The following is a 23,990-nucleotide window of genomic DNA, read 5'->3' as shown; positions in this document are numbered from 1 at the left end:
TGGAATATAGATCGTAGGGGCGCACAGCTGGGCTACCAAAGCGCGTATTGCATCCAAAGGAAAACCGCTGTAATAGCAACCCGTTATCTGATGAGAGCGGCAAGTTCGTATACATTAGTTAATGGACTGCAACAATCGGAGGCTGGGATGGTAGAAGGGTCAGAACAAAAACGGGTGGTAGTTGTAGGTGCAGGTTGGGCTGGTTTAGGAGCAACCTACCATTTGGCAAAACAAGGCTATGATGTGACCCTTCTAGAAGCAGGCCCCTATCCCGGTGGATTGGTGGCAGGTTGGCAAACAGCCACTGGAAAATCTGTTGAAGCTGGCATTCATGGCTTTTGGTATCCTTACAAAAATATTTTTTCCCTAATCAATGAATTAGAAATTAATCCTTTTACCACTTGGACTCGTTCTTCGCAATATTCGCCAGCAGGTTTGGAAGTTGAATCACCGATTTTTCAAGACTTACCGCGACTCCCCTCCCCACTAGGAACTTTTCTCTACACTCAGTTTAAACGACTGCCACTAATTGACCGCCTCAGCGCCCTGCCTTTACTTTATGCTGTTGTTGATTTTGACAATTCTGATGATGCTTGGCGGCGCTATGACTTTGTAACTGCCCGTGAATTGTTCAAAGACTTTAACGTTTCTTTCCGACTTTACCGCGAGGCTTTTGAACCAATGTTATTAGTGGGCTTGTTTGCCCCTGGTGAACAATGTTCAGCCGCAGCAACTTTAGGGATGCTTTACTTTTTTATTCTGGCTCATCAACCAGATTTTGATGTGGTTTGGTGTCGGGGAACTGTCGGGGAAAAGATATTTCGTCCTTGGGTGGAACGTATCGAAAAAGCTGGTGTGCGAGTGTTACCTAAGCGCCGAGTTACAGACTTAATTGTTGATAGTAATCATCGAGCCAAGGCTGTAGTTTGCGGTGATGAAGTAATTGAAGCAGATGCGGTGATTTTTGCGGTTGGGATCACGGGGATGAAGAAAATTGTCTCAACTAGTCCTAGTTTACAAAGCCGTGAAGAATTCCGTAATTTGAGCAATTTAGGAGCAATTGATGTTTTAGCAACGCGACTATGGTTTGACCGCAAAATTGATATTCCTCGTCCTTCCAATGCTTGCTTTGGATTCGACGCAACTACAGGTTGGACATTTTTTGATTTGAATGCTCTACATGATGAATATCAAAATGAGCCGGGAACAGTGATTGAAGCTGATTTTTATCACGCTAATCAGTTTCTCAGTTTGAGCGATGAGGAGATTTTACCAATAGTTCAGAGTTATTTAGCAACTTGTGTGCCAGCGTTTCGGGAGGCAAAGATTATTGATAGCAGTGTAATTCGGCTACCTCAGGCGGTGACTCACTTTGCACCTGGTAGCTATCGTCATATGTTGCCCGCTAAGACAAGTTTTGAGAATGTGTTTATGAGTGGGGATTGGATTGTAAACCGTCATGGTTCCTGGTCACAGGAAAAGGCTTATGTTACTGGTTTGGAGGCGGCGAATTTGGTGGTGTCTTATTTGGGATCAGGTCAGCTATCTGAGATTTTAGCTGTAGAAGAGGATGAAGTGCATATACAAGTGGGGCGATCGCTCAACCAAACTTTGCGTAACTTGGGCAAATCTATCCTACCTGACTTTTGGTTGCCGTAATCCTTAGGGGCGCCAAGAGTGAATCATTAATTGTAATCTAAATTCGGTAAGCTAAAGAAAGCTATTGCGATACCATCCTTATAATGTAAATCAAATCACATAAGCTTATGGAGCCAGACTCTTTACAAACCGAAGTGATTCTGACGCACCCGCGTGAGTCCCTCGGTAGAGTGCAACTTGATTGGACACCCCAACCCGGAAACTATCTCGATTTTCAAGGTAAAACCTATGCAGTTTTAGAGCGCCGCCATCGATACCAACTTAAAGCTGGGCGATACCGTTTGCATAATATTGCCATTTACGTACAGTCGGCTAAACGACCATCTGAGAAAAGTTTGGTTGAGGGACGTTGGGTAATTGGTGATGCCACCTGCTGCTACAATGCTCATTCAGAAATTATTCGCTGTGCAGTCAACCCAGATGGCCCTTGCAAATCTTGTCGCTTTTATGAAAAGCTAGGAGTCATTTAATTTTAGATTTTAGATTTTAGATTTTAGATTTTTTTTAATCCAAAATCCAAGTTGCGCTTCTAGCGCACCAAAGGTGCAACCTAAAATCTAAAATTGGCAACCCCTCAACTGCCTACACCAAAAACTTCTCCCACAGTTAAGCGAGTACCATTAACAAAATCCCATCCCGACTGGGGACGTTTACCAGCTAGCTGAACCTCTCGCAACAGCAACAAACCTTCCCCAGTTTGGACGATCGCCCCAATTCCTTTGGCAATGCTCACTACCTCTCCGGGTCTATCTGATATATTTGACAAATTAGGCAATTTATGAATTAATTCTTGTAATTCCGGTGGTAGCTCGCGATCGCTTACAGAAGCAAGGGGAGCCGAAGCGGTGATTTTTAACAGGTTGTTACGAAAGGTAGCGGTGCAGTTAGGGTAAAAGCCTTTGATTTGATTGTGTAATTGGATAGCGCTTTTTGACCAATCCAAACCATAATCTTGTTTTTGAATCAGAGGGGCATAAGTAGCTGCTAAATTATCTTGGGCAATTGGTTGAATTTCCTGACGTTCCAACTTCAACAGAGTTTCCACCAACAGATCCCCACCGATCCCAGCTAGTCTTTCGGCTAAATCTTGGGCATTATCCAGTAATCCGATCGGTGTAGTGGCTATTTGTAGCATTGCCCCAGTATCCATCCCCACATCCATTAACATAGTTGTGATCCCCGTTTCCCTCTCACCGTTATACAAACACCACTGAATCGGCGCTGCACCGCGATATTTGGGTAAAATCGAGCCGTGCACATTAATGCAGCCCAACTTTGGTATATTTAGGATTTTTGACGATAATATCTGTCCGTATGCAACAACAACAAACACATCTGCGTCTAATTGTTTGAGTTGGGTTAAAGTTTCAGTGTCTTTTTTCACCCGTTCGGGTTGCCATACTGGTAAGTTGTGAGTAGTAGCGATCGCTTTTACAGGTGTTGGCGTAAGTTTATTTCCGCGTTCCCGGCGTTTATCTGGTTGGGTGACAACTGCCAACACGTCAAATTCTGAATGATTCAATAACTTTTCCAACGTGGGCACAGCAAACTGTGGTGTACCAAAGAATACAATTTTCATTAATAATTTAGTTGTTAATCGTTAGTCTATTAATTAATGGTAAATAATATCGGCTGTTTGGTGATAGAATATTTTCGTATTGGTGAAACCAAAGGCTGCAAGATTTAACTTAATAGTTAAGTTGACAAGTGTAACAGCTAGTATAAGCTGTATCTGCCTTTAGTGAGCCTCATCGTTTAGTGGTGTATCGTCACGAGCCGCTAGAGCATCTACCGAGTAAATTTTCTTGTGTTCCCGATTATTTTTCCCAAATTGGCGTTAAATACAGTTGAGTTTCTAAAAAACTATTGCTTGTTTTAACTATTTTTGTAGTTGAGATTGCAATTTATAACTTTGGGTTGCTGACAGCAGTATTTTCTGAGTATGATGTATTATGCATCGGCTTTCCCAGGTTTTCTACCTAACGCCTCATGTTTACCATTATCAGGGTTTGCGCTGTTATATTTAGTGTGTAACCTGGCTTGTTTGCTGCGTAATAGCGATCGCTATTATGATCCCCAATAGCCGAGTTATCTCATTCTTAATTGCCAGCGTCATCGCCTAAACTATACCCGGAATATCCCTTAACCAATACCTGTTTTTGGTGTGGTTGGGTATAGGAACTGCAACACTCTATATCGTGTAGTAATTACTGAGTTTTCAGCATATTTACTATACTCATATATTTTTGCCAAAAAAACTACTACCTGAGTAAAAAAGGTGTAAACAATGATACTTAATTTTTCTAAAACTCTACAAACTTTGAAGAAAATATTTCGTCAAAGCTTTTAGTTTCTTGTTATACATATAATTACCGCCTGCCCCATTGCTGCATAGGTATTGCTTCTCACATAGCAACCGCCCCTCTAGAGAGTCTCCAAATGCTTAAACCCCTTTTGCTATCAGGATGGTTCCGCGTACAACCATTTCTGAATTACGTTGTCGTTGTGATACTGATTGCACCTTTGCTAGCGGCGTCAGGTAACTCGACCCCAGTCAGATCCGAAGTAGCTAAACTAACACAGATAACTGGAAATTCTGACTCTGTGTCAAAGAAAATAGCTGTAGTTGGGGAACCTGATATAGCTAAAATATTAAAAACAGATCAAATCAACTCTTTAACAAAAGAATTTGACTCTGTGCCAACGCAAAGTACTGCTGTTCAGGAACTGCAAGTATTACCAGCAGATAAAATTGAGCCTCTGGCTAAAGCAGATAGTTCTTTGTCAAATAGCGATTTAACTGTTCCTGATAGTTTGGCAGCAGTTGAACTCGCACCATTAACAGATGTTCCTATTAGTCAACTTAATTTAATCCGAAAACTCAAAGCTGCTAATGTCAAGTCTTTGAAAGGACGAGAAAATTCTCTCTCTAAAGAAAAGTCTCTTACTGAATCATTGACAGCAACTCTTAAAGCACAACCAAGCACAACGACGGAAATACCTGTTGTTGAACCAGTTGAGGAGTCCCAAGCAGAACAAATAGATCCCATAGGTAGTCCTCATCCTATTCCTTGGAAATGGATTACAGCTACTCAAGAGGCAATTAGTTCTAAAGGTGGTTCGGGAGTGCGTCACTACCGCAGCATACCCGTGGTTTCTCCAGATGGTAAATATGCTGTTTATAGCCGGGTACAACTGGAGGTAAAACCCCAAATGTACAACAGCCGTGTTACCAGCGTTCTGTTTGTCCAAGATATGCAAAGCAAGAAGTTGTGGGTGATGGCTTCAACTACTCCTGTTAGTGATCCTTTATTAAAAATAAAGGCTGTAAAGGCAGCGTCGTCAGAAGAAACTGATCCCAATGGTCAAATTGGGGTATTAGTTCCAGTTAGTTGGTCGGAAAAAGGCGATCGCTTCTTAGCACGCAAGTTTGAAGGTATATTTAACGCAGGTGATTCCACAGATAGTGCAGTGATTTGGGATCGGCAAAAAAATCACGCCAACACGGTTTCTCCTGTTAATCAGGAAGAAGATCATGAAAAAATTGCAATATTGTTAGGCTGGAGTAAAAGCCAACCGGATCATGTCCTATTTCGGGCGGGTGAATTGGGCGAGGAAAACTGGCCATTAATGCAAGTTGCTAATGATGGTAAAACTGTCACTACAACAAATGATGATCAGCCGATTACTTTTGGTAAAAAGGTTACAGAAATTTGGGCAGGGCCACAAGTAGCCTACCGATAGCTTATTAAAAATCTTACATACTCCCGTTGTCGTCACTACTGACAACGGGAGATTTTTTTTAAGAGGAGAAATACTAATAGTTTATTTACACAAAAAGTCGGAGGATTTTTAGTTCTTTGACTCCCCCTTTGACAGAGGAAAATATCAACAAAACCGCATATCTTGGTAAAAATATTTATCGCTTTCAAAACTATCAAAAACAGTCAATAAATCTTGGTTGAGGAAAGAAAAATAATTTTGTAAGATTCTTCACACACAGAATTTGAGGCAAGTAAATAATATGGCTGATGAAAATTACGAAGAAAAATATACTCACCCTGAGCTGCGTCGCCAACTCAAGGAAGAAATTCTGAAATCCGATAAAGGTGGTAAGCCTGGTCAGTGGTCTGCGCGAAAAAGTCAGCTTTTAGTGCGGGAATATGAGAAACAAGGTGGAGACTATAAGCAAGCCGAAAAAGACGAAGCAGCAAAATCACTGGAAGAATGGTCTGAGCAAGATTGGCAGACTGAAGAACGTGAAGACCGCGCCCGTGAGGGCAAAGTCACTAAGCGCTACTTGCCTTCCTCGGTGTGGGATAAGTTGAGCGACAACGAAAAACAAGAAGCAGAGGAAACAAAGGAACAAGCTTCTAAAGAAGGTAAGCAACACGTCGAATGGACTCCTGCTATCAAGCGAGCTATCCATGAGGTTAAAGATGGGTCTGAGCCGTCAAAGCGGGAGTTATATGAGCAAGCGAAAGCGCTGAATATTAAAGGTCGTAGCAAAATGAGCAAGGACGAACTACTCAAAGCAATTCATGATGCTCAAAGCTGAGGCTTTCGCACTCCATTAGTTGAAACTAATTATTGTGTGTAAGTAATACTTGTATACAATACTGGCTTACCTAACTTATATCATTTGGAATCGCTTTTTTGTAAATACTTTTAATCCAAAAGTTAGGATGATTCGTTGCAATTTAAAGATAATTTAACTAGATCATAAAGACTTATCACCTCTTTCCCACTCAGGTATGGCACCTTTGACCCGGCGGATGGGCAAATTAGCAATTAAAGCTGTGGTTCGTTGGTTGCTTTCTAAAGAAAACTCTAAGCCTTCTGTCTCAACTTCGACATAGCGACAGACTACATCTAAGATTTCTTGCCGCATTTTTTCCAACGTTTGAGGGTCTATGTCAGCGCGATCGTGAGCAATCACCAATTGCAGGCGACGTTTAACTTGAGTTCGACTGCTATCAGGACCGCGAAAAAAAAGTCGTTCTAGAAGTTCAATCATTACGAATAGGTCTGGCGTGGAGACTGGAAAAGTAAGTTAAACAATCTTTGTCCACAACAACCTTCGTAGACGGGCGAAGATGCTGTCTTGGGACGAGTCGATCTCCATAAATTGGACACTTTCCCCTTCCAATCTACGAGCAATGTTCTCAAAGGCTGTAGCAGCTAAAGAGGGATTTTCTGCTAACACTAAGGGTTCGCCACGATTGGTAGATACAATAACACGCTCGTCGTCAGGGATTACCCCGATCAGGGGAATGGCGAGAAGTTCCTGAACATCTTGCACTGACATCATATCATTTGCCTGCACCATTGCGGGTCTGATGCGGTTAATTATTAAATGAACACGCTTGATACCTTGTGCTTCTAGTAACCCCACTACCCGGTCGGCATCACGAACTGAGGAAATTTCTGGTGTGCTGACAACTAGCGCTTCTTTTGCCGGACCGATCGCATTTTTAAACCCATTTTCAATGCCGGCGGGGCTATCAATAATCACGTACTGATACTTTTGCGCTAAGGCATTCACCAGTAACTTCATCTGTTCAGGTGTGACTGCATCTTTGGAGCGATTTTGGGCTGCCGGCAGGAGTACGAGATTGGGTTGGCGCTTATCTTTCACCAAGGCTTGTTCTAAGCGGCACTCTCTGGCCAAGACTTCCACCGCAGTATAAACGATGCGATTTTCCAGCCCTAGCAGCAAATCCAAATTTCTCAAACCAAAATCCGCATCAACCAAAGCAACTTGACGCCCCATTTTGGCTAAAGCCATGCCCAGATTTGCTGAAACTGTGGTTTTACCCACTCCTCCTTTACCGGAGGTAATCACTATAATGCGAGTCATGATAGAAATGCGGTCAATGAGGGTTCAGAAAATATAAAACTGTAAATTGCAGTATAAAGTATGAAGTATCGTATCAGGTATGAAGAAATATCTGGTCTCCCTGATTCGGGCGAGGGATGAATATTTTTTTATTGCGATATTTGGCGACAAGCCGCTTTGCGTCTGTGCTCAGTTGTGTGCAATACACTTCGCTAGGACAAAGGGATTAGAGTAGTGTATTCCATCTACATGAAAACCGCTATATTTCATCCTTGATACTCTTCATTCTTTAAGTAAATATTCAGGGCTACTGATTAGATTTTAGTAAATTGGTTTCTAGAAAAATCACTAGCCCTAGCGATGCGAATCCCTTGGGGCATAATATGTGCCACTTCTGGAGAAAATTGCATGGGTAATTTTTCTGGTGCCCTAGCTACAGCATCTGCGATCCGCAATTGGGTAGGTTCCATTTGCAAAGCCATAATCAGACACTCACGATTGCCTCCGGCCCCAGCATGAGCAATTCCACGTAGACGACCCCAGATGATAATATCTCCATCTGCAATTACAATACCACCTGGATTTACATCTCCCAAGATAATTACTGTACCAGGATGACGAATTTCTACTCCAGAGCGGACTGTTGTTTCCAAATAGAGAGCATCTGCCTGGGGTGTAGCTGTCGCTTTGGACTCTGAAACAAGAGTTGTTACGGGCTGTAGTTGTTCTACAGAATACCCAGATGTCACAGCAGCGATCGCAGTTTGCCGACGACTCGTCGAGACAGATATTAGCCGGAGTTGAACTTCACTCAAAGCCTCGGCTAGTTCTTGCAGTTGTCTGGTATCTACTAGGCGGTCTTGTGCCATTAGATGTACAGGCGTGTTAGATATACGGAAGCGATCACCTGCATTCAGACGTTGCCTTATTTGTTGCCAAATATCAGACCAACTGAGTTCTGAGCCAGATCCTTGAGATTCCGGAGGCAAAATTAATAACAGCCGTCCCTCCTGACTTTTTAACTGGACTTGAGTATTATCATTTACGCGATGCCCTGGTAATGCTAACTCATCGGGATTTAAATCAGTCAGGATAAAATCTGATCCCGCATCAGGATTTGACTCTACATCTGGGTTAGCAGGATTTGACTCTACATCCGCAAGGACAGTATTTGATTTTAAATAAAGGAGGACAGAATTTAACTCAGCATCTGGGAGGATAGAATCTGACTCTAGATCAGAAACAGTAGGATTTACCTCTACCTCAGAAAGGATAGAGTTTGGTTCTGCATCAGGAAGTGCAGAATTTGACTTTAGATTGGGAATCGCAGAATCAGAATTCATGCAGTACTAGCCAAAAGACAAGGGACAGTTTTAGCCAACAGATTTTGGATTTTCAATTTTGGATTTTGGATTTGTGTCACCCACAAAAGGTGAAAGCGCGTAGCAGGACGTTAATCTGACATGAACCAAAAGATCCTTTAATCTAAAATCTAAAATCTAAAATTGGCACGGTTAACCTCTGATAAACTATCCCCAAGGCATCAGCATCGCCGACATTACCTGGAAACAGCACCACAGGCAAATTAGGAAACTGGGAATGATCGGATGGCGTTAAGACCATTGAACAACCAGCTAAAATTTGACCGAGTAAGCGGGCTGAAGTTAAGGCTAGTCCAGTACTCAAAACATCGTTTGAGGTAATACCACCCTTGCTGATTAAAAATCCTATATCAGATGGTAAACCCCGCACAATATCCATCAATAAACTTGAAACTTTTGCCCCAAACTCCAATCTGGTGTTGACATCTTTAAAACTCAGTTCCTGACGGCTAGTATAAACCACTGGTGTTTTGCCAGCGTCGTGTACCGCCCGTATACTTTGCTGAATTTCAGTTAGCAGTGCCGCAGATTCATCTGCCCCCTGATCAAGTAATCGTGCTACATTTACTTCGATTCCCACAGTTCCCTCTACTTGCAATAGCGCTGCTAATTGCTGAGTAGTCTTTTTCACATGGGAACCAACAATTACCGCACCTGGTTTGCCTTGGCGCACGTACTGCACCATGTTTTCCGCGGCGATCGGTTGGGATGGTAAAGCGGCTAAAGCCGTTAAAATACTGGCTGCACTGCGAAACAGAAAGCGTTTCCCTTGACTTGCTGCTGCTAATATGTCTACTGCAAAGCGGTTGAGATCAGCTTGAGTTTCACCATCGACGACAGCGCACTGATTACCACTCAGTTTTAGCAAGCGTTCTAGACTACCAGCCCGAATATCGGCCAGGAGAAACCTTTCCACAACTTCGGCATTAATTCGTCCTTGAGTCTTTTCTTCGACATACTTGGGTAAATAACTGTGATGGTAGCTGAAGACTGAATCACGGGCAAATTCAGTTTCATGCACTGGGGTGGGTACACCAGCAATAATCAAGTAATGCACACTGTCGCGGGTGATGCGTCCGCCGTCAAAAAATGCAGGTACGAGAAAATGAGCATCAAAGGGACCGAGTTCTTGTGCGATCGCATCAGTTTCAATGGGATAATGCCCTCGCAAAGTAGAATCAGAACGGCTGACAATCAGAAAATCCTCAATTCCTTCAGCATTCAAGGCGATTTTCAAGTTATGGCAAACTTCTTTGATCACAGATGCAGCTGATTCTGGGGTTAGTGATCTAGTGTTAGTCAGCACAAAGAAAATCGGTGAATCATCCTGCAACCCGCTGCGTAAAGTATCCACATCCCAGTGCATTAGCAGCAAGCAGCTGTGGACTGTTTGAGAACCTGTAGGGTCATCATCCAGGACAATTATTTTTGGTTTGTTGCTCATTTTAAGTCAACGGGGCAATTGTTTTTTAGAAAAGTTCGGATTTGAAAAGTATTTTGCTAAACATCAAAGTAATTGCAACCTAACCCCCTACCCCCTTCCTTATTAGGGTTGGGGAGAGATTTAAAGCCTTTCTCCTTAAAAAAGAGAGGTCTGTTAGTATCATTTGTGACTTTTCAAACATCAATTCAGCCTTTCTGCAATTTTCTGATTTCTGCTTGCACATCGATCGCAATTTGCAATGATTGATTTAGCAGTTGAGCATATTCGCCTGCTTGACTACTAAGTTGTAAAGCTTGCAGACTGGCTAAATTATTAACAAATAACTCTTGGTTATTAGCAAGCAATTTTTTATTATCTCGCAAAATTCGTTCCGTTTTCAAAGCGCGGACTAAATCTTCTCTAATTAGTTGCAGGGCGGCGGTTACTTGATCTCGGTCATGGATACTGCTTTCTACGTTTCCTGATGCTGCCAATTGGTCATTAATATCGATGGCAGCAACCAGGTCATGATATTTATCAACTTCATCTAAAAGTATTGTCAGTCCTTGGGGACAGGTTAATTGCCGCCAGAGCGCTCGTCCTACTAATATCGGGATTGGCACTAGAATTAGTAAAAGAATTCCTAGTCGAATTGAAGAACCAATTGTCGGCAGAATAATAAACGCATAAACAAAGCCAACAATTATTGGCGTTAGCGCCAGTGTCACCAGCATTTCATTGATGAAAAACCCTAATCGCTTCTTGCTATCTCGCAAAACAGAAGGTCTAAAAACGTCTTCTGGATCGAACCCAGTCAAACGTCTCAGTTCTCCTTTGCTAATTTCCAAGCCTATTAAGTCCGGCTGCACGGATTGATACTCCTTGAGGAAGCGCGAGTTGCGTATTCATTTTAATCGGGTTTGGCGTGGATGAATTTCTTGAGCCAGATCAACTTAGGATAAACGCCAACTCAGTGTAACTTGCACTTGTCCATCAGGCAAAGCTGACATTTGCCATGCACCATCTGGAAGTTCAGAGGCGATCGCATCCATCATTTTAGTGCCATAGCCACCTTTTTTGCATTCACAGGTAGTAGATTCTCCAATCGATCCATCGTTAGCGATCGCACTTTCCACCACACGCCATTCAGATCCCCGACTTCTTCAAGAAGTCGGGGATCTAATCTCCCACTTTCTACAAGACAATGATTTTATGCGATGCCTACGGTTGGCGGTAAACTACGCACTTTTCACCACACGTCATTCAGATCCCTGACTTCTCTAAGAAGTTGGGGATCTATATCCCAGGCTAATCATCTAGCAACAGTCTTTTGAAGCCAGTGCTATCAGGTAGGTTATGATCCGCCAAAAATTGCTGATAAGCTGACTCTTGCTCAATCTGCGTTTTAATATACTCTGTTTTGGGTAGTTGTCCTGATTTCACCTTTCCAATGCCCTTGATTTCGCTCTCGTTCCACATTCCAGTATGTGAGCTTAAGCAGATGTTCAAAAAGTCGAATTAACAGACTTTTAACCGTTCGCTTCTGGCTTTTGCCCATATCTTCCAACTCTTCAATTAAGTTATCTAAATCCACAGATGAAAACTGATTAGTGCGAAGTTGGTTGATGGTTGTCCTAAGCCAAAGGTAATAATCTTGTTCGTATAAAGTTTGAGTTGATGGTTGTATTTGGATCACCATACACTTGTTAAACTCCCATAAGTTGTATTATACACACTGTGTTTTGTACACCAATTGTGCTTCAGGTTATCAATATTCAGAGTTGCCTCCAATCTCTCACCAAAATAAAAATACTCCCTGTGACACTATCATAATAAAGAAAGTTTAGTTGTTGGTTGATTGATTATATAAGCGACTGGTCTGTGGGGAAATCTTCAGTTGGTGTTCCAGATTAGGGTCGTAGCCTTGGGCTGCTAATGCTACATACTCAGTATCCATCATGCCAAGGTTATGAATTTCAGTTAGGGTGCAATACCAAAAATATTCCTTAAGTCTAAACTAAAGCTTACTGAAAGAATGAGGTTTTAATTTACCAAGTCATTGAGAATATACGAGATACCATTCATCAACCTCCAAATTCTCAGCCCTAGAAATCGATTATTTAGTGAAGGGAAAAGATAGCTAAAACTAAAGCAACAGACATTCTTTCATTAATTGAAGCAGATAAACAAACCAGAATTTGCACGTAATTAAGGCATTAGGGACTGACAAAAAATAAATTATCCAAAATTATTTGTACATTTGTAGGGGATCTTGGCCTTGCGCCCCTATGATGGGATGTTTTTTTAACTGGAAGTCCCTTAAAATTACCAAGCTATTCATCATGAGGTATAAAAATGACTGCTACAAATGATCAGCGTAAAATTCGTTATGCCGTTGTTGGTTTAGGTTGGTTTGCTCAAGAAGCCGCCTTGCCTTCCTTTGTCCACACTGAAAACTCGGAATTAGTGGCACTAGTCTCAGATGACGCCACTAAAAGCGAAGAACTGAGCAAAAAATATGATATTAAGCATACTTACTCCTACGAGCAATATGAAGACTGTCTGACAAGCGGCGAGGTTGATGCCGTTTATATTGCGCTGCCCAATCACTTGCATTGCGAGTACACTGTACGGGCTGCTAATCAGGCAATTCATGTATTATGTGAAAAGCCAATGGCAACGACTGAAGAAGAGTGTGAGGCAATGATTAAAGCTGCCAATGACAACAATGTGAAGCTGATGATTGCCTACCGCTTACATTTAGAAGAAGCCAATTTACAAGCAGTCGAAATTGTCCGCTCAAAGCAAATTGGTGAACCACGGATTTTCAACTCGGTTTTTACTCAGCAAGTAGAAGAAGGCAATATTCGTTTGCGAGATGTCACAGGTGGTGGCACGCTCTATGATATTGGCATTTACTGCATTAATGCTGCACGTTATCTATTGCAAGATGAACCAATTGAAGTATTTGCTGTAGCTGCCAATAAGGGAGAAGAACGCTTCAGCGAAGTGGAAGAAATGACTAGCGTCATCTTACGTTTTCCCAACGAGCGATTGGCAACATTTACCTGTAGCTTTGGAGGGGCTAGTGTTTCGAGCTATCAGATTGTAGGTACTCAAGGCGATTTGCGAGTAGAATCTGCCTATGCTTGGCAGGGAGAACTGAAGCACTACCTAACAATTAATGGTGAAACCCAAGAGCGTACCTTTGAGGATCACGATCAACTAGCAGCTGAATTTATCTACTTCTCTGATTGTATTCTGCAAGATAAAAATCCAGAGCCATCTGGAACGGAGGGGTTGATTGATGTTTCGATCATTCAAGCGCTCTACAAGTCAATTGAGACGCGTCAACCTGTGCAGATAGAAACTCGCGATGCCGGCGGCGGTAAACTACGCCATCAACGTCCCACATCGGCTCAAGCTATTCAACGTCCTCCTCTTGAGGAAACGCCAGACCTGATTAATGCTGCTGCACCTTCTAATGAGTAAGGTAGGTTGAAGTATCCTTGACCAAATAATATCAGCTTGGTAAGACAAGGGGCAAAATCCCCTTGTTCATCCGATTAATACAGTTTATGTTGTAGCGATCGCTCAACAAAAAAAGACAGATAAATCAATGGCGGATCAAATACAATTATTGCCGATAATGATCTATTCTGCCCCGTGAACAACTAAATATAAAAATTTAAGGATAAAGACCTCTATCAGTCAGCGCCTGCGCCACTCTACCTACCCCCAGTGTGTAAGCTGCTAACCTTAAAGGAATTTGCCGTACCTTCGACTGCTGAATCACCCGGCGGTAGGCTTGCACCATCAAATACTCCATTTCGCGGTTGACACGTTCCTCATCCCAAAATACATAGGAAAGACCCTGCACCCATTCCAAATAACTGACTACCACACCACCAGCATTCGCCAAGATATCCGGTAGCACTGTCACACCCCGCGCCTCTAACGACAAGTTAGCCTCAAGAGTAACTGGCCCGTTAGCTGCTTCTGCCACAATCTGCGCTTGTACCTGATTCACATTTTCTTCAGTGATCTGGTTTTCCAAAGCTGCTGGTATTAAGACATCGCAGGGTAAACTTAATAAATCTGCATTGCTAATTGGTACAGCTTGCGGGAAACCCACAATACTCTTGCGATTTTCAGCAGCGTAGACTTTCAACTTGGAAATATCAAGACCAACTTCGGAAAATACTCCCCCAGCACCCGTTGAAACAGCGATAATTTTCGCGCCTGCTTGATGTAGTAATTCCGCTGCGGCACTACCAACGTTACCGAAACCCTGGATAACTACTCGCACTCCTGCCAAGGATTTACCTTGTTCTGCTAGCGCCTCACGCACAATAATCATCACGCCACGTCCGGTTGCCATTTCCCGTCCCAGCGAACCACCAATAGAAAGCGGTTTCCCAGTCACAACCCCTGGTACAGCATGACCGACATTTACAGAGTAAGTGTCCATCATCCAAGCCATCTCACGGGCAGAAGTACCCATGTCGGGTGCAGGAATATCTACCGCAGGCCCAATATCTTTAATCAACTCGCTGATATATCGACGGCTGATTCGCTCTAATTCGCCAACACTGTAACGTTTTGGATCTATAGCAATACCACCCTTACCACCACCGTAAGGAATACCTAACAAAGCACATTTCCAGGTCATCAACATTGCCAAAGCTGAAACTTCTCGCAGTGTCACAGCCGGGTGATAACGAATTCCACCTTTGTAGGGGCCTAAAACATCGGAGTGCTGCACTCGATGTCCAGCGAGAACTTGTATTTGCCCATCATCTAGTTTCACGGGAATGGAAACCGTGACAACCTTACGCGGGTGGCTGAGAATTTCCAGCAAACCTTGATTTAAATTTAATTCTTTAGCTGCCGCTTCTAAGTAGCTACAGGCTTGATCAAATGGACATATATGTGCTGGAGAAGCAGGTTCTGGCAGCAACAGGGATTTTGAAATCATAAAATTTTCTCCTAATCACGGTATCTTTGCGAACCGGATATCATATTTAACTAGCTTATCTTTTTTTTGTGGGTAAAATAGAGTTTTTGTAGTTTTTGTTACAGTTTTATATTTTATGTTTTGATATAGATGCAAAGCAGTATATGGACTAATACATTCTAGATAGTCTGCTTTGTTAAATAATTCCAAAAAATAAATTATCTAATCTTGTGGGGATTTCCTTTAAGAATTCAGGTTCAACATTACTTAACAAATCGCCTTTATTAAAGCAATAAATGATTTACGTGTATATACGGTTAGTTAGTAGGCTTTTGCATAATTACTATATAACCAATAATACAGTATTAGCTACTTAAGCTAGTAAATCAAGTTTAGAAGTTAAATTACTATCACAAAACCTTTGGCTATCAACCAGCCAGAGGTAGAGCAGATCATTCATGATTTGCGGCTTTTGGCTGGGCTAACGCCAGAAAAATTTGCAGCCACTCTAGGCGTTACATATACCACGATTAATCGTTAGGAAAATGGACGCTCTAAACCGTCGCCGCTAGCGATGGAGAAGATGGGCGGTAAGGGTCAAGATTTGTTGTCGAAGTATTTGCCAAATTAGTTGCTTGCTCAGTTTTTGTGTGGGTGATTGGTTTTGCCCATCGCAGATTTAACCTAACAATTCAGGCTTAATTACGCTCAATAGACAGCAAGGGTTTGCAGCAATATTTCCTCTAAATAAAGCATTCTCAATATGTGCCTTCACAGAAATTTCAAAAGGATTTTTATAAATGCGTAATGATAAAAGTACAACACCAAGCCATTTAAAAAAACATTGGCTTCTTTATGGTATTACTGCAACTATTTTAATCATTTCTCTGGTAGGTCTTGCAGTTGCTGTTTTACCTAATGCCCAAGTGAAAATTCAGCGCGATACCCTGTTTGTTATTTCAGCAATTTACCTTTTGGCATCTTGTAGCTTTTTCTTATGGATCTACCTGCGAAATCAAGATCAAGAATTTGTCGGTGTCTTGCCAAAGGTAATTGATGAACTAAAGAGAATTGGCAGAGAGTATTTCAAAAACACTTCTGCTATTGAAGACAATAGTGAGCGGGTGGAAAAATTGCATAACAGGATTGAACAGGAAATAAAAAGGCTTGAAGAGAGTAACAATTCTTTTGTAGAGAGTAACAAGTCTATTGAAAAGATATTGATGGATCTGCGTCAAGAAAATGGTAATTTGCAGCGTGAATTACTTTATTGGAATCAAAGTACTATTGAATTCTTTCAAGTACTAAAACGAGCATTGGAAACTGAACAGAATGAAGAAAAACAGAAGGTCATTAATAAAAATATTCAAGACTTTGAACAGGTTGTCAACAAACGTGGTTTCTATCGAATCGTTTCATTTGCCAATGGCGAATTTGACGAGAATGAACATGAGTGTAAGGGTGAAGAACAATCATCAAAAACAAAACCTGGATATATTGTAAGGTGCGATCGCTGGGGTTATAGATTAGGTGCAAAAGTCTTGCAGCGAGCAGAAGTCATTCTGGCACTTAAACCTATAAATAGTAATGATTCAGAACAATTAATGCCTCTAGAAGCCTCTACAACTACTTAAATGTAACTTTAGGTAGAAATAAAGCTTTAACTTTAATTACATCAGCAATAAATTCATTTTTACGAGATTTAAACAATGAAAACAATTTATGCAATTGGAATTGATTTGGGTACATCGACTTCAGAAATTTGTATTTACAAGAATAATGAACCTCTGCCAATCCCTGACCCAGTAACAAAAATTCCTATTATCCCTTCAATTGTGGCAATTAATGAGCGAAAAAAACTTTTGGTTGGCGAAACAGCACGGGGAACAGTTGATCGTCCGGGGTATGGTGTTCGAGAAAGCAAACGATTAATGGGAACTGAGGAAGTTTTTTGCTTACAAGAACAAGATTATCGCCCAGAGGAAATTGCCGCTTTGATTCTTCGCAAGTTGAAAGAAAATGCTGAAGAAGCGTTAGGACATCCAATTCAAGATGTAGTAATTTCAGTACCTGCTAATTTCCCAGATGCTGCTCGTAAAGCAACATTTAATGCCGGTGAGATAGCTGGTTTAAATGTACTTCGGTTGATCAATGAACCAACCGCAGCAGCACTAGCATTTGGCATCAAAAATATTGATTCTGAAGAACAACTTGTTGTGTTTGACTTTGGTGGTGGAACTTTAGACATTTCAGTTCTAGAAATGTTTGAAGGAGTGTTAGATGTAAAGTGTAGTTTTGGTGATACTCATTTGGGTGGTAAGGATTTTGATGAAGTCATGATTTCTCTGTTGCTCAAAAAATTTGAAGCACAGTATCCGGGAGTTCCAGTTTACAACCGTGAGGCGGAATTGAAGGGACAAGCAGAACAAGCAAAAAAGACACTCTCTGTAGAGCAATCTTGTGATGTCCGAATTCCCTATTTTGCAACTAAAGATGGAAAAGGGATTGATTTGGATGTTGAAATCACTCGCACAGAATTTGAAAAAGCGATCGCTCCACTTTTAGAGCGAGAGTTTGTATCCGAGAAGCGTTAAATAAGAAAAAAATACGCCCTAGTGCAATTGATCGAGTGCTGCTAGTTGGCGGCACAACTTATATTCCGGCAGTTCGGAATATGGTGGCGGAAATGTTCGGTAAAGAACCAAAATTAGATGTTAATCCAGATTTGGCAGTTGGGATTGGTGCTTGTATACAAGCGGCTCTAGCCAAAGGGTTAATCAATGAGGAAAGTGGCATTATTTTAACGGATGTAGCCCCATTTGGTTTAGGAATTGATGTAGTGAGCATGATCGGTGGACAAGTCATGTTGACTTATGAAGCATTGATTCAACCAAACACTACCATCCCTTATTCAGCCAAAAAAACGTACACCTTACTTCATGCTGAACAACAGGAAGTTGAGGTGCGTCTCTATCAAGATAAAACAGGTAAGGCTAAACTTCCCATAGATGCTATTGATACGGGAATTACTGGGCAGATTACTGATATACCACCTGCACCAAATGGCAATCCTTATCCAATTGAGATTGAATTTTCTTACGATATTAATGGGATTGCTAAAGTTACAGCCAGTATTCCCTATATTCGTAAAAGTGTTGAAATAGCCCTGGGACATTCAGACAAGCGCATGAGTGATGAGGAGAAACGAGCCGCTACTGAGCGTAGTCAGGATTTATGGAAACAGAATGGACGGGCAAAACAGTATGAAAGCCTGATTAATAAAGCTGAACGGTTTATGGCAGGTATCCCACCCCAGGAACGATCTCCTCTTTCTCGTGCGGTAATGGATTTGAAAGAGGCTTTGATAACTGACAATTCCAGGCTGATTGATGAGGTGGGTAATCGCCTAGTAGACATGATGTTTGAATGGGAAATCAATTAGGAGTGTAATTAAGATGGCTTACGAACTATACCAAACGCTAGATATTCCCACACAATCATCTACTGAAGAAATTCGGCGCTCCTACTATCGACTGGTACGCAAGCACTCACCTGAGAAAGATCCTGAAAAATTCAAAGTTATTCGTGAGGCATACGAAACCCTATCCGATCCTAAAGCAAAGCAAAACTATGATTCGCTACAACAGCATGGTGGAGAAATAATAGTTTTGCTAAGTCAAGCTGAAGATAGAATAGGGGAAGAAAATATTTGTATTATTCATTTACGCAACAATCAAGTAGAACAAGTTACGTCCACAGCAGAACAAATTATTTCTTGTTTACCAGCAGATGAAGATGTACGCAATTATGTTGCAGCTAAATTTGCTGTAATTGGCTCTGAACTGGTTCAAGCCGGTGCAAAATACATAAATCCTCACATATTAAAAGCTGCACTAACTTTTATGGAAGCAGCAAAAAGGTTTAGTCCTGGTAATACGGAAATTGCGAAAATACATAAGGATATTTCAGAAGTTGTTAGTGCTTTCAATCAATATGATGTTCTCAAAGATGATTATCAAATTATCCACGGCTTCAAAAGATTAGCAGCATTTAGCATTATTAATGCACTGGGAGCACAACATTCTGACTATGAACGAGATACAAATTTCAAGAGTATCATCGAAGAAATTAGCAACTCAATAGACAGTGAAGTTCTTGTATCTGCACAGCGTATAAAATCTAAGTATCCTACCATATATCTGTTGAATAGTGGATTTTTTGGTCAGCTAGAAAAGGCAGCTATGGAGATTGCTAGCAAACAGCAGTATCAACCCCAGTATCAAGCTACTAACAATTCTTCAGACAGTTGCTTTGTTGTCACAGCCACCTACGGTACACCCTATGCACCAGAAGTAATGAAATATCGTTACTTCAGGGATGAATATTTGACCAAGAACATCTTAGGGAGGAAATTTATTAGTCATTATTATCGTTTTGGCCCGATAGCTGCAAGCTACATTAAAAAGCACCCAAATGTTAAAAAAGTGATGGCGTTTATACTGGGTAATCTAGCTAACTACTTACCCAATGAAAAGTAGTCATATCTAAGTTTAAGATGGCCTGTGGGGACAAACTTAGTACTTCTAGACCTGATATTACCCAAGCTTTTCCTAATGCTAAAGCAGTGAATAAGGTATTGAAACTGTTAACCCTCTTTCATTGACAATTGGTAAATAACAGGCGATCACATTTAGTGTTGTGTTGCTACCCGCCCAGTCGAAGGTATCTAATGGCAAGCAAGCTGCTTTGCATATAGGCACTAATACATCTTTTTTTACATTAATAGCACCAGTAACAGAGATATTCTCACAGTTAACTTAAGGGTATGGGGCATTGGCAACTAATCACAAATCACAACCCTCACAAGTTTTTACCTTGCTAAGGCGATCGCAGCATTCTGTCCCCCAAAGCCAAAACTCAAACATAATACCTGCCTAACTTTACTTAGACGGGCTGCTGTAACCACATCTAAATCAAATTCTGGCTGCTGCAATCCTACATTAGGTGGTAAAATTTGATGCTTTAATGCCATGAGAGAAAAAGCTACACCTAAGGCTCCAGATGCTCCTAGTGTATGACCTGAGCTTCCCTTGGTGGAACTAACTGCCACGCCTTGGGGAAACAAACGCTGGATTACCATGCTCTCTATCCGGTCATTTAGCTGAGTAGCTGTGCCATGAGCATGAATATAATCAATATCGGCTGGTGAGAGACAACTACGTTCTAGACATTGGTTGATGGCAGCGATCGCATTTTTCCCTTGAGGTTCTGGTGAATTGGTATGATATGCGTCGTTAGTTAAACCGAAACCGAGAATTTCACCATACACTTTTGCTTGCCGCTGTTTTGCCAACTCTGCTGATTCCAAGACAAACACAGCTCCACCTTCGCCCAAAACTAAGCCTTCCCGATGCAAATCAAAGGGATAAGCGCCAGTTTTCGCCAAAGCACCCATCTGCTGAAATCCAGCCAAAGTTAAACGTGTAATTGGCGCTTCCACTGCACCAGCTAGAGCCTGTTGACATTGCCCAGTTTGGATCAGCAAAGCTGCTTGGGCAATAGACCAAATTCCAGTTGCACAAGCTGCCATCGGTGCCAAAACTATCCCAGATGCACCGATTTGTCTTGCAGCTGCGATCGCATTCATGTGAGGTAATGTATCTAGCCAATTTCCAAAAGAGGACACGGGCTTCGCCGTGTCTTCATACATTTGCCGCGCCAGCATTTCCCAAGACGCTTGATAAGAGCGACTCGATCCAATGACTACAGCACAATCAGCTAAAGGTGAAACTAACTCAGCATCTTGCAAAGCAGAAGCAACAACCATCTGAGTTAACATTGGCAACTCAGATGATTGTTGAACAATCAAACCTAGAGGAAGTGGTGTAATTTCTGGAAATGGTTGATGCAACCGAATTCCAGATTTACCTGCTAGCAAATTTTGCCAACTATCCTCTAAGCTTCCACCCAAGGCAGAAATTAAACCAATACCAGTTACACAAACCTTAACCAATTTGAATTTTGGGATGAGGAGGATGAGGGAGATATGGGGGATGAGGAAACGTAATTATCAATCCACTTGTCCGAAAATTAGGTTTTGATTCTCGATTTATAACCCTTCGAGATTTAATTTGCGGATATGTTTAATAAACTTCCTCATCTCCCCCATCTCGCCCATCTCCCCCTGTTCCTCTTACTGCCCTGGTGTTTTCAGATTTTCAGCACCTTGGGTGACTTTAGCAGATTCAATGCGATCGCCTTGCTGAATTTTGTTCACTACATCGAAGCCTTGAGTGACATTGCCAAACACGGCGTAGTTACCATCCAAGAAGGCCAAATCTGCTAAAGCAAAGTAAAACTGAGCAGAAGCGGAGTCTGGTGGTTGCGATCGCGCCATTGCTACTGCACCTTGCTTATGGGGCAATATGACAGGTTGAGCAGTAGCATCAAATGGTTTATTGTAAATCGGAGTATCTGAACCTTTTGGTTTAACTTCTAAAGGTATATAGCGAGGATTTCCCGTTTTTGGGTCAATATAGCTACCGGTTCCCAGTCTATTTGCTGGAACTTTCGGGTCTTTGCTTTGGGGATCGCCCCCTTGAACTACAAACGGTTGGGGTTCGCGCACAACTCGATGGAAAGCTAAACCATCGTAAACACGCTTTTGCACTAAATCTACGAAGTTGCCAGCTGTAATGGGGGCATCAGTGCCGTCTACTTCGATAGTAATCGGCGAACCTTTAACCGTGAGCACCACAGTAGCCTTGCCTTCGAGCCGTGGTAAATCTGTGATTCCAGGAATACTCTCACTACTAGTTTGAGATACAGATGTTGCTTCAGTAGTCGTCTTGGTGCTTGCCTGGCTTGTAGCCGAGGTAGCTGTCGAGCTTGGAGAAGACGTATTAGAAGCTACTTGCTGTGTGGAACATCCTCCCAACATCAAAGCACTGATGATCACAAGAGAAAGCAAAAATTGTGAAATTTTTAACCGCATTGCCAGTTACTGATTCAACCACAGTATCTTATCCTTTCGAGGGGCATTGGGCACTGGGCATTGGGCATTGGGCATTGTAAAAATTCTTGGTTTATCCGCTTCTTTGCCAGTTTGTCCTCCTTGTCCTCCTTGTCCGCACTCCCCAATCCGCATTCTCCAATCCGCAATGCCCCATTCCCCATTCCCCATTCCCAATGCCCAATGCCCAATTAATTAAAGTCCTTCTAGTGACACTCCCAAAAAGCGGGCTAACTTTGCGCCTTCTGTTTCCAACTCTGTTAAAGATAACGGTTGTCCAACCCGTGTTAAGGGTATATCTCGCCGGCCCTTAATGCGTAGATAGAGGGCACGAAGGGGATTAAGACCTTCTTTGACGGCTATTCGCACAGATTGCACATCTTCTATGCGGCTGTCAATCTCAATTCGGCGGTTTTTGCCAGGAAACCCCCAACGGAAGATTTTGATTGTGCCAGTTTCCTGATTAAATTCGTTGTAACCGCCACCTACATCCAATAAAATCACTAACCACAAATATGTGGCTAATAGCAAGCCAGCAGTGCCATATAATCCCATCACCAATCCTTGGGGGACAAATACCAGTTTAGTTGGATCGGAAACTATGAGTAAATTAACTTTTAAATAACTGGATATCCCAGCCAATAAGAAGCCGCTGGCTCCCAAGGTAACGATAGTTGCCCAGCAGTAGTTACTGAAGCGACGAGAACCGAGAACATTTTGATGCAGGAGGCGATCGCCTTTGTTAATTGTTGTTGATGCCATCATTGAACTACCATTGCCCTTGAGATACTCGCTGTGACATACTCGTACACTGAATGCTCTTGCATAGAGTGGTGGCTCTCTGTGCCAATCCGGCTAATGCTTAAAAGGCACTGAAGCTCTGTTTTAAGTTCACGGGATACATTACCGCAGACTATAAATTTTTTACCCTGTACCCGACAAATTTTACTGTCCTAGATGATACTGGCTTACTTGCACTATGGGACAAACCACTTAGGCTATTTGTATTAGTCAAGATGTGCCAACTTCCTTTCCCCTTGTCCAACATTTCACATAGGTTTTCCAGAGGTGTATCAACGACCGGGGTGGCGAAGTAACCATCCACATTTTACCAAACATTGTTGACAAAAACTCAACTGCGCCCCTGCCTGTTCCTGCTACCCATATAATCCATATAATTTGTTAGGGCACGTTATATAATTTATTGACTCAGTGGCTGATAAAAATTCTTTCTCCCCTGCCCCCTGCCTCTTTTTGACCTCTTGGGAATGAGTTACCTACCTACGTCCATCTGCACTAAATTTTTTTACATTTCTGAGAAAACTTGTGTCAAATTGTAAAATTTCTGATATTCATATTATTTATAAGGTTCGCGTTTTATGCCTGATTTGCTTCTGTGTATCAGGCAAAAACCCCGACTAGTGTGATAAGTTAAGAATCATTAAGTTACCACAAGCTAGATTACTAGCCGATGGTACGTGTAATGGCATAAAGAAAGAGAAATGCTGATATCACTGGTCAGCAAATTCTCAGAATCTCAGTTGCTTTCACGCTGTTGAGATTGTCAAAAAAAACGTTAATTCCTCACGGCAGTCGGTTACATCGGCTCTCCGTATTGCTTTAGAAACGTTGCAATTTTAGTAAAAAAGAGGATTTTAGTCCGATGACCATCGCAGTTGGACGCGCCCCTAGTAGAGGGTGGTTTGACGTTCTAGACG

19 protein-coding genes and 2 pseudogenes are annotated in these 23,990 nt (G+C 42.0%); 8 read left to right on the top strand and 13 right to left on the bottom strand.

Going from position 1 to position 23,990, the window contains the following annotated elements:
• Positions 1-147 precede the first annotated feature (147 nt).
• Together Q0541_RS04190 and Q0541_RS04185 are read left to right on the top strand one after the other, a co-directional pair.
• Entirely contained in the window at positions 148-1,659 is a 1,512-nt protein-coding gene (locus Q0541_RS04190; RefSeq protein ID WP_298906010.1) for an FAD-dependent oxidoreductase, read from the top strand.
• A 107-nt stretch (positions 1,660-1,766) separates the two neighbouring features.
• Positions 1,767-2,129, top strand: a complete 363-nt coding sequence (locus tag Q0541_RS04185) for a DUF6464 family protein (protein WP_273768703.1) — start codon at positions 1,767-1,769, stop codon at positions 2,127-2,129.
• Positions 2,130-2,233: 104 nt separating this feature from the next.
• On the opposite strand, the gene fmt is transcribed toward Q0541_RS04185, so the two are convergent.
• The gene (gene fmt / locus Q0541_RS04180) at positions 2,234-3,238 is read right to left on the bottom strand and encodes a methionyl-tRNA formyltransferase (RefSeq protein ID WP_298905954.1); all 1,005 of its coding nucleotides are present in this window, start codon (positions 3,236-3,238) and stop codon (positions 2,234-2,236) included.
• 860 nt (positions 3,239-4,098) lie between these two features.
• Here fmt and Q0541_RS04175 point away from each other — a divergent pair.
• Together Q0541_RS04175 and Q0541_RS04170 are read left to right on the top strand one after the other, a co-directional pair.
• Positions 4,099-5,403, top strand: coding sequence for a hypothetical protein (locus tag Q0541_RS04175; protein WP_298905952.1), 1,305 nt, complete (start codon positions 4,099-4,101; stop codon positions 5,401-5,403).
• 280 nt (positions 5,404-5,683) lie between these two features.
• The gene (locus Q0541_RS04170) at positions 5,684-6,217 is read left to right on the top strand and encodes a Rho termination factor N-terminal domain-containing protein (protein ID WP_298905949.1); all 534 of its coding nucleotides are present in this window, start codon (positions 5,684-5,686) and stop codon (positions 6,215-6,217) included.
• 162 nt (positions 6,218-6,379) lie between these two features.
• On the opposite strand, the gene minE is transcribed toward Q0541_RS04170, so the two are convergent.
• The 7 genes and pseudogenes from minE to Q0541_RS04135 form a co-directional block, all read right to left on the bottom strand.
• Positions 6,380-6,676 (bottom strand): cell division topological specificity factor MinE, encoded by a 297-nt coding sequence (gene minE, locus Q0541_RS04165; protein WP_273768710.1) that lies wholly within the window; start codon positions 6,674-6,676, stop codon positions 6,380-6,382.
• Between the two features lie 36 nt (positions 6,677-6,712).
• The gene (minD, locus tag Q0541_RS04160; RefSeq protein ID WP_273768711.1) at positions 6,713-7,519 is read right to left on the bottom strand and encodes a septum site-determining protein MinD; all 807 of its coding nucleotides are present in this window, start codon (positions 7,517-7,519) and stop codon (positions 6,713-6,715) included.
• Between the two features lie 293 nt (positions 7,520-7,812).
• The gene (gene minC / locus Q0541_RS04155; protein WP_298905945.1) at positions 7,813-8,841 is read right to left on the bottom strand and encodes a septum site-determining protein MinC; all 1,029 of its coding nucleotides are present in this window, start codon (positions 8,839-8,841) and stop codon (positions 7,813-7,815) included.
• 142 nt (positions 8,842-8,983) lie between these two features.
• Positions 8,984-10,324 (bottom strand): four-carbon acid sugar kinase family protein, encoded by a 1,341-nt coding sequence (locus Q0541_RS04150; RefSeq protein WP_298905943.1) that lies wholly within the window; start codon positions 10,322-10,324, stop codon positions 8,984-8,986.
• Positions 10,325-10,509: 185 nt separating this feature from the next.
• A complete protein-coding gene (locus Q0541_RS04145; RefSeq protein WP_298905940.1) occupies positions 10,510-11,172 on the bottom strand; it encodes a hypothetical protein in 663 nt (220 codons plus the stop codon).
• Between the two features lie 84 nt (positions 11,173-11,256).
• The gene (locus Q0541_RS04140) at positions 11,257-11,442 is read right to left on the bottom strand and encodes a hypothetical protein (RefSeq protein WP_298905938.1); all 186 of its coding nucleotides are present in this window, start codon (positions 11,440-11,442) and stop codon (positions 11,257-11,259) included.
• A 290-nt stretch (positions 11,443-11,732) separates the two neighbouring features.
• Positions 11,733-12,002 (bottom strand): annotated as a pseudogene (locus Q0541_RS04135) (DUF29 domain-containing protein); the annotation flags it as partial.
• Positions 12,003-12,658: 656 nt separating this feature from the next.
• On the opposite strand from Q0541_RS04135, the gene Q0541_RS04130 reads away from it, so the two are divergent.
• Positions 12,659-13,795 carry a Gfo/Idh/MocA family oxidoreductase gene (locus Q0541_RS04130; RefSeq protein ID WP_298905936.1) on the top strand — a complete coding sequence of 379 codons (1,137 nt, stop codon included), beginning with the start codon at positions 12,659-12,661 and terminating at the stop codon, positions 13,793-13,795.
• 196 nt (positions 13,796-13,991) lie between these two features.
• Here the strand turns inward: Q0541_RS04130 and Q0541_RS04125 are convergent, their stop codons facing one another.
• Entirely contained in the window at positions 13,992-15,281 is a 1,290-nt protein-coding gene (locus Q0541_RS04125) for a Glu/Leu/Phe/Val dehydrogenase (RefSeq protein ID WP_298905934.1), read from the bottom strand.
• Positions 15,282-16,060: 779 nt separating this feature from the next.
• Between Q0541_RS04125 and grpE the strand changes: the two genes are divergently transcribed.
• The 3 genes and pseudogenes from grpE to Q0541_RS04105 all read left to right on the top strand — a co-directional run bounded on the left by grpE (position 16,061) and on the right by Q0541_RS04105 (position 19,798).
• A complete protein-coding gene (gene grpE, locus Q0541_RS04120; protein WP_298905932.1) occupies positions 16,061-16,894 on the top strand; it encodes a nucleotide exchange factor GrpE in 834 nt (277 codons plus the stop codon).
• 75 nt (positions 16,895-16,969) lie between these two features.
• Positions 16,970-18,702, top strand: a pseudogene (locus Q0541_RS34290) (Hsp70 family protein).
• Positions 18,703-18,715: 13 nt separating this feature from the next.
• A complete protein-coding gene (locus tag Q0541_RS04105) occupies positions 18,716-19,798 on the top strand; it encodes a J domain-containing protein (RefSeq protein WP_298905923.1) in 1,083 nt (360 codons plus the stop codon).
• A 332-nt stretch (positions 19,799-20,130) separates the two neighbouring features.
• Here Q0541_RS04105 and Q0541_RS04100 read toward each other — a convergent pair whose 3' ends face one another.
• The 4 genes from Q0541_RS04100 to Q0541_RS04085 form a co-directional block, all read right to left on the bottom strand.
• A complete protein-coding gene (locus tag Q0541_RS04100) occupies positions 20,131-21,273 on the bottom strand; it encodes a beta-ketoacyl-ACP synthase (protein WP_298905920.1) in 1,143 nt (380 codons plus the stop codon).
• Positions 21,274-21,453: 180 nt separating this feature from the next.
• On the bottom strand, positions 21,454-22,254 hold the full coding sequence (locus Q0541_RS04095) for a peptidylprolyl isomerase (RefSeq protein ID WP_298905918.1): 801 nt from the start codon (positions 22,252-22,254) through the stop codon (positions 21,454-21,456).
• A gap of 6 nt (positions 22,255-22,260) precedes the next feature.
• Positions 22,261-22,443 (bottom strand): hypothetical protein, encoded by a 183-nt coding sequence (locus Q0541_RS04090; RefSeq protein ID WP_298905916.1) that lies wholly within the window; start codon positions 22,441-22,443, stop codon positions 22,261-22,263.
• A 24-nt stretch (positions 22,444-22,467) separates the two neighbouring features.
• Positions 22,468-23,037 (bottom strand): photosystem I assembly protein Ycf4, encoded by a 570-nt coding sequence (locus Q0541_RS04085; protein WP_273768725.1) that lies wholly within the window; start codon positions 23,035-23,037, stop codon positions 22,468-22,470.
• Positions 23,038-23,990: the final 953 nt, after the last annotated feature.

It is taken from the genome of uncultured Nostoc sp. (genome assembly GCF_937863485.1).
In the GTDB taxonomy this organism is placed as follows: Bacteria; Cyanobacteriota; Cyanobacteriia; order Cyanobacteriales; family Nostocaceae; genus Nostoc.
Note: the sequence above shows the minus strand (reverse complement) of the source record. Positions and strands in the feature narration are given on the sequence as shown.

Excerpts from the sequence above, each read along its gene's own strand:
- Q0541_RS04150 (WP_298905943.1), bottom strand. The coding sequence starts at position 10,324 with ATGAGCAACAAACCAAAAATAATTGTCCTGGATGATGACCCTACAGGT.
- minE (WP_273768710.1), bottom strand. The coding sequence starts at position 6,676 with ATGATTGAACTTCTAGAACGACTTTTTTTTCGCGGTCCTGATAGCAGT.
- Q0541_RS04095 (WP_298905918.1), bottom strand. The coding sequence starts at position 22,254 with ATGCGGTTAAAAATTTCACAATTTTTGCTTTCTCTTGTGATCATCAGT.
- Q0541_RS04085 (WP_273768725.1), bottom strand. The coding sequence starts at position 23,037 with ATGATGGCATCAACAACAATTAACAAAGGCGATCGCCTCCTGCATCAA.
- grpE (WP_298905932.1), top strand. The coding sequence starts at position 16,061 with ATGCGTAATGATAAAAGTACAACACCAAGCCATTTAAAAAAACATTGG.
- Q0541_RS04105 (WP_298905923.1), top strand. The coding sequence starts at position 18,716 with ATGGCTTACGAACTATACCAAACGCTAGATATTCCCACACAATCATCT.
- Q0541_RS04170 (WP_298905949.1), top strand. The coding sequence starts at position 5,684 with ATGGCTGATGAAAATTACGAAGAAAAATATACTCACCCTGAGCTGCGT.
- Q0541_RS04090 (WP_298905916.1), bottom strand. The coding sequence starts at position 22,443 with ATGGGGAATGGGGAATGGGGCATTGCGGATTGGAGAATGCGGATTGGG.
- Q0541_RS04185 (WP_273768703.1), top strand. The coding sequence starts at position 1,767 with ATGGAGCCAGACTCTTTACAAACCGAAGTGATTCTGACGCACCCGCGT.
- Q0541_RS04125 (WP_298905934.1), bottom strand. The coding sequence starts at position 15,281 with ATGATTTCAAAATCCCTGTTGCTGCCAGAACCTGCTTCTCCAGCACAT.
- Q0541_RS04190 (WP_298906010.1), top strand. The coding sequence starts at position 148 with ATGGTAGAAGGGTCAGAACAAAAACGGGTGGTAGTTGTAGGTGCAGGT.
- minC (WP_298905945.1), bottom strand. The coding sequence starts at position 8,841 with ATGAATTCTGATTCTGCGATTCCCAATCTAAAGTCAAATTCTGCACTT.
- Q0541_RS04175 (WP_298905952.1), top strand. The coding sequence starts at position 4,099 with ATGCTTAAACCCCTTTTGCTATCAGGATGGTTCCGCGTACAACCATTT.
- fmt (WP_298905954.1), bottom strand. The coding sequence starts at position 3,238 with ATGAAAATTGTATTCTTTGGTACACCACAGTTTGCTGTGCCCACGTTG.
- Q0541_RS04130 (WP_298905936.1), top strand. The coding sequence starts at position 12,659 with ATGACTGCTACAAATGATCAGCGTAAAATTCGTTATGCCGTTGTTGGT.
- minD (WP_273768711.1), bottom strand. The coding sequence starts at position 7,519 with ATGACTCGCATTATAGTGATTACCTCCGGTAAAGGAGGAGTGGGTAAA.